This is a genomic window from Microbulbifer sp., assembly GCF_051659245.1.
Lineage (GTDB): Bacteria > Pseudomonadota > Gammaproteobacteria > Pseudomonadales > Cellvibrionaceae > Microbulbifer.
In genome coordinates this window covers 22,992-29,204 of the sequence record NZ_JBOFOC010000129.1, presented here as the reverse complement: position 1 = coordinate 29,204, position 6,213 = coordinate 22,992, and the positions used below count along the sequence as shown (strand labels likewise).

At 54.7% G+C, this 6,213-nt stretch carries 3 protein-coding genes and 1 pseudogene; 1 reads left to right on the top strand and 3 read right to left on the bottom strand.

Annotated elements, in window-relative coordinates:
- Positions 1 to 94 precede the first annotated feature (94 nt).
- The 3 genes from ACRC0P_RS13450 to ACRC0P_RS13440 form a co-directional block, all read right to left on the bottom strand.
- Positions 95 to 2,116 (bottom strand): tetratricopeptide repeat protein, encoded by a 2,022-nt coding sequence (locus ACRC0P_RS13450; RefSeq protein WP_438631751.1) that lies wholly within the window; start codon positions 2,114 to 2,116, stop codon positions 95 to 97.
- Positions 2,117 to 2,119: 3 nt separating this feature from the next.
- Positions 2,120 to 2,629 (bottom strand): hypothetical protein, encoded by a 510-nt coding sequence (locus tag ACRC0P_RS13445; protein WP_438631749.1) that lies wholly within the window; start codon positions 2,627 to 2,629, stop codon positions 2,120 to 2,122.
- A 597-nt stretch (positions 2,630 to 3,226) separates the two neighbouring features.
- Positions 3,227 to 3,406: a hypothetical protein gene (locus tag ACRC0P_RS13440; protein ID WP_438631747.1), complete on the bottom strand. Its 180-nt coding sequence runs from the start codon at positions 3,404 to 3,406 to the stop codon at positions 3,227 to 3,229.
- A 677-nt stretch (positions 3,407 to 4,083) separates the two neighbouring features.
- On the opposite strand from ACRC0P_RS13440, the pseudogene ACRC0P_RS13435 reads away from it, so the two are divergent.
- Positions 4,084 to 5,422, top strand: a pseudogene (locus tag ACRC0P_RS13435) (ISNCY family transposase).
- Positions 5,423 to 6,213 lie beyond the last annotated feature (791 nt).

Here is a 6,213-nt window from a genome sequence, read left to right as displayed (position 1 = left end):
CGGCCGCGATGAATTTTTGCCAGCCGGAAAGGCGGTTCGCGGCCAGCGGCGGATGGCCGCCCCGCCGCTCCTACAGAGAGGGGCAAAGGCAGGTTCACCCGTCACCTCCCTCTTCGGCGGGCGCTTCCAGTTCCGGCGGGTTGTCCTGCGGCACGGCTTCTTCCGGTTGGGAGCCGCGGTGCTGCTCGATCTTCCGCTGGTCGAGACGCTGTTCCTGCAGTTCGTTGGCGCGGTCGTAGCTGTCCGCCAGGGCAAAGCGGGCCTTGATCTGGTAGCTCTCCAGTTGGGCACGACGGCGGTCCAGTTCGTTGACGGCGAGGGTTTCCAGCATGGTGCCCTGGCGAGCCATCAGGGTTTCCAGCTTCGTCTGTGCCATTTTCAGACGGCTGCGCAGCTGTGCGATGGTGTCGTTGTAGCCCTTATAGCTGTGGGTCGCCGCCTGGCGGCTGCGCACAAAGGAGTGATACACCACCTGCAGTTTTTCAATTTCTTCATTGAGTTGCTGCAGGTGCTTGTAGGCTTCTGTAAGGCGCTGGTCGTACTCGGTGGACAAGCGCCACTCGAGAACACCTTCCAGGCGCGCGATACGCGCCTCCACTTCCTCACTGTAGTGCCGGGGGCCACGGCCGAGTATTTCACGCATGCGCGCGAGCTTCAGACGCGCCTCCTGTTCATCTGCGAAAGCGAGATATTCCGGACGGCGACTGACCAGCATCTGTTCGATGCGGCTGGCAAACTTATCCCGCTGTTCAATACGCAGCTTGATGCGCGCATCCAGCTCGCGGAACTTATGGTCGATACCCGGCAGCAGCGGCTCGTAGTAGGAGCGACGCAGTTCGATAATGTCCTCGTAAGCGGTCAGGCTGCCGAGCCAGCTCTCGTTGCGCTCGAACAGGTCGTTGAGATCGTGGTAATTGCGCAGGAATTCCTGGTAGTCGTTGGACGCCATCAGGTCCAGCAGGTAATGGGTTTCCGGCGCACCGGGCAGGTTGCGCAAGGCCACCACCCAGTTCTGCACCTGATCCGCCTCCTTGCGGCGCAGCGCTTCGAGGAATTTGCCCTCGCGAATACTGGTGATGGAGTCGCTCAACTCGTCGATTTCGTGGCTGAAGGTTTCCAGCGCTCGGCCGTAGTTGATCGCCGCCGTACTGTGCACATCCAGCTTGCCGTAGGCATAGGGCACAGCGAGCATCGCCTCCTGCACCGCTTCGTTGGTGGCCGGGCGATCCTGCAACAGCTTCCAGGGCACCAGTGCGCGATCGAAACGGCCCGCGCGGGCCTCGACCCAGCCGGCGCCGAGCAGCGCCTTGTTGGAGAAGGGCCCCTCCAGGTGCACCCGGTCGAAATAGGGCCGCGCCAGTTCCAGCTCGCCCGCCTCCATCAGGTGATAACCCAGCAGCAGGTTGGTTTTGTCCGACAGCGCCTGCACCGCCGGGTTGGAGCCGCCGGCTTTGCCCAGCGCGGTGAGTTCAAGGACGCCCCGCTCCTCCTGGCCCGCTTTCATCTGCGCGATGCCCAGGTTGTACTCCACGAAGCCTGCCAGGGAGGGCTCGCCCTTCAGATCCTTCAGCAGCTCCACTGCTTCCTCGAAACGACCCAGCTCCATATACACCCGCGCGCGCAGGAAGCGCTCTTCCGCACGCACGCGCTCGGGAACCCGCCCCTCGATCATCTCCAGGGCGTGTAGGGCGTTTCGCGGCTGCTGTTTGTGATACTGGATTTTCGCCAGCCGATAGGCCGCCTCGTTGCGCACCGGCTGGGGCACATTGCCCTTCAGCACCGCTTCGATTGCGCGGCCGGCCTCGCGGTGCATGCGGTAGGAGAGCTCCAGGTCACCGACGGAGAACTCCGCCTGGCCGTAGTGGGTGGTAAAAGGGTCCAGTTCCGGCTCGTCCAGCCGGTGGTACTGATTCAGCTCGGTGTCCAGGGCGACAATGGCATCGAAGTAGTTTTCCTGGTAAGCCTGGAACAGCGCCTGGCCGAAAAACAGGTCCCGGAGGTTTTCTTTCTCGCGCGCGGGAGCGGCTGCCGCAGAGGACACCCACAGCACTAGGGAAAACGTGCACAGCGAAGACAGCGCGACGCCAAACGGAGTCGAAACCAGACGCGGCAGCATTGGTTACCAGTCCTTGAAATTGATCGCGGACTCGGCCCCGGCAATTTTGATTTCGACAAATTTCGGCCCCACTTCCTTGTCTACGGTGTAGTTGGCACTGGCTCGATGTTCTTTCCCTGACGCCGACTTGCCGATAAAGCTCACCTCCAGCGGGTGACTGCCGGTCTGCACATTGCCGGTGTAAATACGCTGTACACCGCCTTTCTGCAACGCTTCGATTTCCCGAAAGGTATACAGGTGGTGGGCGACAATTTCGTTATTCAATTTGAGTTCCACGGCTTCCAGGCTGAAGGCATTATCGCCCGCCAGGGAGACAAAGAAGGAAGCCTGGGTATTGGAGGGGAAGAGCAATTTCTCTTCCAACTGCGCCAGCTCCGCAGTGAGATCGATCACATCTTTTTTGACGTCCTGAATCTGTTCATCGAGCCCGCGGATCTCGTCGCGGCTCACACCTTGGGCGATACAGACAGGCGCCAGCAGCATCAGGATTGTTATTCGTAGAATTCTACCCATATCGCCTACCTCTGCCCCTACCTCTAACAATGAACGCCCTTGCCCCAATAGTCGTTCCGGGGTGTATAAAAGGGCTTTCGATCCCCATCGCTGCCTGGGGGGATTGTATTGCAATCGGGGGACAGCCAAATGTGAGACAGGTCAAATCTCGCGCGATCCGGCGCACCAAATTGTTCCCCGCACGGGCAGAAGAGTTTGTAGCGCGAGGAGCTGCGGCCGTGTTAGCCAGGCTGACATGGCATCGCCACAAACCTTAAACAATGAGGGTTCGCAGTTAGAAGGAACAAACTTCCAAAAATGTGAAGTTTTATAGGATAAAAGGCTGTATACTCCACTCCTTGGGTTTTCGGATTTTCCTTGGCGGACTTCCAGTCATCGTAGGGCTCCCGTTTCTCGCCAACTCCGTGATCCCGCTCAACCAATAGATCACGGCGCCAGCGGAGCATTGAGATACCCCGGCAGTAATTACTGCTGGTTCAAGTGACAGCTTCAACCGACCCTAAAATTGGCTAATATTCACTCAACGCTCAAACCATTTTCCCACCAGAGCGGCGAAAATTTCACCAGCCCACCACTGGCATACTGGCGGGTTCGCCTTTAATCGTCTTCACCTTTCTCTTCTTGCCCCTTGTGCAACCTGAGAAGCCTTCGGCGCTCCTCCAGGGTGTACTCTTCCAGCTCATCCGGAAACTGCTCGGCATCGCATTTGTTCAGGCTGTCCCCATCACCAAAGATTACCCCCCCCTGTCTCAAACTCGGCAGGCTGGTGGTTTTCACCAAAGATATCTTCTACGTGACGCGCAGACTTCTTCTTCAGCCATTCCTTGAACTCCGGGGAGTCTACCGGGGGACGCTCATCATCGCTCATGTCACAAATCCCTAAAGCAAAAGTTACCGCGCTCATTGAACGAGAACCCTGGCTTGCTCAAATAATGATCTCTCACCGTCGCATTCACAGGATTCATAATCCGCAACTGGGTTGCGCCTATCGCATTCGCATAAACCACGCCCGCAGCAATGCTAATATCAGTTACCAGCCCGTCAAGAGGGGTTCCCATTGGATGCGACTCGATATAGTCCAACCTCAACTTCCCACCGCTCCAGGTAGGGCGGCCGATACTTGCTCCACTCAGCTCCAACTCTCTGAACCACACAGACAGCTCAAACCGCTTCGGGTGGGTCCGGTAACTCTTCGTCACCTCCTCCCAGTCCCAGGCGACTCGCCGCAACCTTGACCCCTCCCAGCTCTTAAGCTTTCTCTGAGCTTCGAATGTAAAGCCATCGAGAGAAATAGTATCTCTGAGAACGGCTTGGCCTAGTTTGTTCCCATCCATAAACGGGTAAGATGTTGAAATATAAGGAAAAATTTGGCTCTAGATCTTAAAAAAGGCCCTAAGATTTTGTAGAATTGTTTTCGACCAAGAAAATAACCAACAAAACCGGAGGGCCTTACTATGCGAGAAGCCCGCACAGTGCAGCCGAGTATATTTGATTTTTATGCAAAACACGAGTTTGGCGATTTCCTCGCGAAACTGTCGTGCCTATTAGATGAGCAGCCTGAACTGGTCACATTGCTGGAGGGTGATTTGATCCGCGGTGATGCGCGCCCCACTGGTCGCAAGGGGTTGTCCGTTGAAAGTGTTCTTCGCTGCCTATTGCTGAAGCAAATCACAGGCGTGAGTTACGACAAGCTGGCCTTTCACTTGGCGGACTCACAGAGTTACCGCACCTTTGCTCGGCTGGAGAGAGATTGCTATCCAGGTAAGTCGGCGTTGTGCACGAATATCCGCCGGATTCGTCCGGAGACGTTACAACGGATATTCGACCAATTGGCGATTAATACCTTTAACGATGGTGCAATTGATAGCGAAGCGATGCGCTTGGACAGCACCGTTGTCAAAAGCAACATAGTCGATCCTTCCGATAGTGGCTTGCTGGACGATGGCATTCGCGTATTGAGTCGTCTGTTTGAGAAAGCCAAGGATCGCACTGGGGTAAAATTGCGATTAACGGACTACCGCAAACCATCCAGGCAGTTGGCAGCGGCTATTTTTTACGGGAAAAAAGCTGAGAAAGACAAGCTGTACGAAGAGTTGCTTCCCTTGGCCAAGCGGGTAATAAAGCAAAGTCATAGAGCCATTGACCAGGTTGAGCTGAAGAGCAGCAACCCGCTATCGCAGTTTTGGATCGAGGAAGTCAGGCACTACCGATGCTTGCTGGAACAAGTAATCGATCAAGCTGAGCGTCGAGTAATTTATGGTGAAAAAGTGCCGGCATCGGAAAAGATCGTGAGTCTGTTTGAGCCACATACAGACATCATCGTCAAAGCCAAGCGCGGTATAGATTACGGGCACAAGGTCAACTTATCGACAGACAAAAACGGGTTTATCACGACGCTTTTGATAGAGGATGGAAACCCTAGCGATAGTGATCGCTTTATTCCTGTATTGGAAGAGTACCAGCGTCTCTATGGCAAATGTGCCGACAGCGACGGTAGCAGACGGTTGTTACGCTAGTCACAAGAATGTCGATACTGCAAAAGAACTGGGTGTGAAGCGAGTGGCGTTTCACAGAAAGAATGGCATCACGCTCAGTGCGATGGGTATAAAAGAAAAAACGCTGAGAACATTGCGAAACTTCCGGGCGGGAATTGAAGCCAACATCTCAGAATTGAAAAGAGTTTTTGGTGCTGGCAAAGCGATGTGGAAAGGCGAAAGCGGCTTTATGGCTTTTGTCTGGTCCTCGGTGATCAGCTATAACCTGACGCACCTAGTGCGAATGGACAGCGGCTAACGCTCAATAGTAGCCCGGCAAACACTACAAAAAGTGCTGAGAAAGGAGTCGGCACAGTAGCTTTCGCCCTGAAAAAGCAGCTCAAGACAAGATTGGTCAAATATTAAACAGTTTGATCCGAGGTGTTGGGAATTGGATGGCTTCACGCCAATGAAAATTTGGTGTCAGCGCCAGTTTCTAAAAAAATACCCGTTTATGGATGGGAACTAGTTTGTTCTTCAACACCGGAGACAGCTGCTCAAAAGCGGCTTCTCTGGATACTTGGCGTACGATCTCGTACTTGTTCTTAACCTCTTTATAGGTTGGTTTCAGTTGTACAGTCACTTCATCTTCCTCTGATCATTGATGCGACCGGGGATTCTACTCGGTCAATGGCAGCATCCGAGTAGAATCAAGCGCCATAAATTCACGGAGAGATCAGCCGGGAGCTGATCAATCGGACAACAGCCCTCACTATATCTGCAACATGCCTGCGGTGATGGTGCAAATAGTCGCAGTGTCCGGCAATGCGAATCGTAGTCGTACACATCGAATAGTAGCCACTAGTCCGGCAAGCCGATGTAGCCTAAGGGAGGCGCAGCCTTACCGGTGTTTGGCGTTACAGAAATAGGAGGGGAGTTTCGGGCTGGCGAGGAGGTTCATATACCTCTCCCGCTTGCCGATTTTTTGATCAACTCACGAGTTTGCAGTGGTGCGAGCACCCAGCTTCGTAGGTTTCGGGAAGCACCCGAAGGCAACTCCAGCGTATCAGTGCTCTTTCTCAAAAAGCACCACCCGGAGAACATTTGGAA

Bases quoted from the DNA above. Each gene is read 5' to 3' on its own strand.
- ACRC0P_RS13450 (WP_438631751.1), bottom strand. From the start codon at position 2,116: ATGCTGCCGCGTCTGGTTTCGACTCCGTTTGGCGTCGCGCTGTCTTCG.
- ACRC0P_RS13445 (WP_438631749.1), bottom strand. From the start codon at position 2,629: ATGGGTAGAATTCTACGAATAACAATCCTGATGCTGCTGGCGCCTGTC.